Below are 1,668 nucleotides of genomic sequence, written 5' to 3'. Positions count from 1 at the left end.
GAATTGAATTTTCTCATCTGATTCTAATAGATTTGTAACTTGATTTTAATAGAATTGCTGCATAAATTACTATAGACACGATGACTTTAGTTAGAACGTGTTTCTTAAATGACGGCGACGGAGGGATGACGAGCTAAGCGTTTGAGCATCAGATGAACCATAGCGATGTAAATGAAGGCTTCACTAGTTCCAGGCAGTTCTTCATAATCCTTGCTCAAGCGACGATACCGACCTAACCAGGCAAACGTTCGCTCAACCACCCACCGACGCGGTAAGACTTGAAACCCAGCCAGATCATCGCAGCGTTTGACAATCTGCAAGACCCAGCCAGCCAGGGTGAAGACCCAGTCGGCCATCGGTTGACCCTGATAGCCGCCATCAGCCCAGATCAACTGCAACAGATCGAACCCTTTCCGGGCGGCTCGCTGTAATAAGAGCTTGGCTCCGGCTTGCTCAGCGATATTAGCGCGATGGACAACCACGACCAGAACCAAACCCAGGACATCAACCAGCAGATGACGTTTACGGCCCGTGACTAATTTGGCCCCATCGAAACCACGTTCACCTTTGATGGCGGTGGTTTTGACACTTTGACTGTCCATAATCGCCGCACTCGGTTGGATGTTCCGGTCGGCTTGCTGGCGCACGGCTTCCCGTAAAGCATCGTTGAGCTGTTCCCATAAGCCCGCCTGTCGCCAGCGCCGAAAGTAACCATAGACGGTTTGCCAGGCGGGAAAGTCGTGGGGCAGAAGCCGCCAGGCACAGCCAGTCCGCAGCACATATAAAATAGCGTTGATGACCTCGCGTAAGTCTACCGTCCGCGGTCGTCCCAGGACTGAAACCGCTGAGAGTAAGGGTTCAATCAGAAACCATTCGGTGTCAGTCAAATCCGTCGGATAGGCTTTTCGGCTCATTTCTCTCTCCTCATCATGTTAATAGGTTGAGGAGAGAGTGTAGATCAGCCGTCAAATGAGCCTTGATCTTTTTTACATAAACAGATTATTTAAGAAACACGTTCTAAGGATAAGCATAAACGTATTTCGGCTAAACGGATAGTGACACATGTCACCTGATGCGCCGACAACCGTCATTTCCTCATCCAAATCAATCCGTTGGCAAAACAAAAACCGCCCTGCCGATCAGGATCAGGGCGGTTGGCAAGTGATTACCTTTGGCTGAAAGCGAAGCGGTTTTACTCTAAAGACTTCAAGTAATCATCCAGGTTATGCCGGACCGCATAGGCGGTGGCCTCGGCTCGATTCGACAGGCCCAATTTATCCAGAATATTGCTGACATAATTACGTACCGTTCCCTCACCCAAAAAAAGGAGGGTGGCGATTTCCCGATTCGTTTTTCCTTGAGCAATCAAGGCCAGCACCCTCAATTCCCGCTCCGATAAATCCGTAAATGCCACCGAGCGGGTCGACTCTCTCAGCTTAGCCAAGACCTGGCCGGTGACACTGGGGTCTAACAGCGCCTCACCCCGCGCCACGGTTTCAATCGCCCGGACCAGATCATTATTACCGACCTGTTTTAAGACGTAACCCACCGCTCCGGCTGAAATGGCCTTGAATAACAATTCATCCTCGGCGAAAGAGGTCAACATGATAACTTTGATCTCAGGATGGGCTTTGACTATGGCTCGGCATGCTTCAATGCCGTTGCCAT

At 50.3% G+C, this 1,668-nt stretch carries 2 protein-coding genes; both read right to left on the bottom strand.

The annotated features are described in order from the left end of the window. Nucleotides 1-104 precede the first annotated feature (104 nt). Entirely contained in the window at nucleotides 105-914 is an 810-nt protein-coding gene (locus VGA08_04275; protein HEX9679804.1) for an IS5 family transposase, read from the bottom strand. Between the two features lie 278 nt (nucleotides 915-1,192). Further along, nucleotides 1,193-1,668: response regulator transcription factor (locus VGA08_04270; GenBank protein ID HEX9679803.1), on the bottom strand; the 476-nt coding region annotated here is incomplete at its 5' end.

The sequence above is a fragment of the Candidatus Saccharimonadales bacterium genome, assembly GCA_036397795.1.
Classification (GTDB): Bacteria; Patescibacteriota; Saccharimonadia; order Saccharimonadales; family DASWIF01; genus DASWIF01.
This window is presented reverse-complemented; position numbering and strand designations above follow the sequence as displayed.

Excerpts from the sequence above, each read along its gene's own strand:
- VGA08_04275 (HEX9679804.1), bottom strand. The coding sequence starts at position 914 with ATGAGCCGAAAAGCCTATCCGACGGATTTGACTGACACCGAATGGTTT.